Source organism: uncultured Campylobacter sp. (genome assembly GCF_937997595.1).
Classification (GTDB): domain Bacteria; phylum Campylobacterota; class Campylobacteria; order Campylobacterales; family Campylobacteraceae; genus Campylobacter_B.
The window spans coordinates 1-1,104 of the sequence record NZ_CALKTS010000228.1 but is presented as its reverse complement, the minus strand read 5'-3'; the positions used below and the strand labels follow the sequence as shown (position 1 = coordinate 1,104).

Here is a 1,104-nt window from a genome sequence, read left to right as displayed (position 1 = left end):
GGCAAAATCACCGCCGTTAAAGAGGGCGCAATCAATGCTGAAATCGATGTCAGAAGCGCAGGCGGCGAAAATTTAAGCGCGATCGTCACAAACAGCTCCGTTAAAAATTTGGCGCTAGCAGTCGGCGACGAAGTAACCGCGATCATCAAAGCTACTCAAATCATAGTTGGCGTGAAATAATCCTGCATTGCGCGAAACGATGTGCACGCTTTAAACATCACAAAATCAAAGAGTGAAATTTTATAAATTTCGCTCCTTCTTCAAAAATCTTTTTTGATAAATCAAATTTCGTAGCAGCTCAAATCCCGCTATAAGCGCTCTTTTCTCTCATGCGCGCAGATGCGCCCCGCGCGACATCCAGCCAAATAACACCAAGAGCGGTCTTACCCTATTTTGCCGCAGTGCGCATTTCGCGCAGGCTTTGTATCCATTCATCGCGAAGCCTGCGCGCAAGACATTTATGAAACGCAGACCCGCCTTTGCCCTGCGCGCTCGCGATGCGCCGCCGCTTTGCGCAGTAGCGATCGATCCTCACGCAGATGTCCGCACCGAGAGGGAGCCGATCCGGATCAAAGCGACACGCGCTAACCGCGCCCGCCGATAGATAGCAGCACGGATAGATCGTCAAACCGCTCGCCTTGCCCTAAACCCGAACGATTTTTTGAGCTTTTGCCGATCGGTTCGTTAAAAGTAGCAGTTTCGCGGCTAAAATTCGCCCTCGTAAAATTTCGGCTCGTAGCCTCGGGTAGCGGGCATCTGCTTTGCTAAATTTGATACTCGCCGGGGCTTAGTTCGCCTCGTAAAAGTTTGCCGAAGCGTGCAGCCGCGGCATCTACGGCATCGTCGCCAAACTCGCCCGGCTCAAATCCGCCGCTGATAAACGGCACGGCAAAATCCATCCCGCAGTAGTTTGCCGCGATCTTAAGCGGCGTTAAAATTTCATCCAGACTAAAGCCGATAGCACCCTGCTTAGAGTACTCGCTAAGCGGCGTACTAGCACTTAGCGCAAGCTGCAAGACCTTGCCTTTAAGCACGCCGGAACCCACCAACTCGTGCGAAAAGACGATGTCGATATAGGCTTTTAGCATAGGCGGCACGTTTAGC

General features: G+C 51.8%; 3 protein-coding genes. 1 reads left to right on the top strand and 2 read right to left on the bottom strand.

Annotated features, from left to right (window positions below):
• Nucleotides 1-180: TOBE domain-containing protein (locus Q0614_RS07715; RefSeq protein ID WP_298787785.1), on the top strand; the 180-nt coding region annotated here is incomplete at its 5' end.
• A gap of 208 nt (nucleotides 181-388) precedes the next feature.
• Here Q0614_RS07715 and Q0614_RS07710 read toward each other — a convergent pair.
• Together Q0614_RS07710 and Q0614_RS07705 are read right to left on the bottom strand one after the other, a co-directional pair.
• Complete coding sequence (locus Q0614_RS07710) at nucleotides 389-628, bottom strand: hypothetical protein (RefSeq protein ID WP_298787784.1); 240 nt, start codon at nucleotides 626-628, stop codon at nucleotides 389-391.
• Between the two features lie 136 nt (nucleotides 629-764).
• A partial coding sequence (locus Q0614_RS07705; protein ID WP_298787783.1) for an NAD(P)H-dependent oxidoreductase occupies nucleotides 765-1,104 on the bottom strand: 340 nt, incomplete at its 5' end.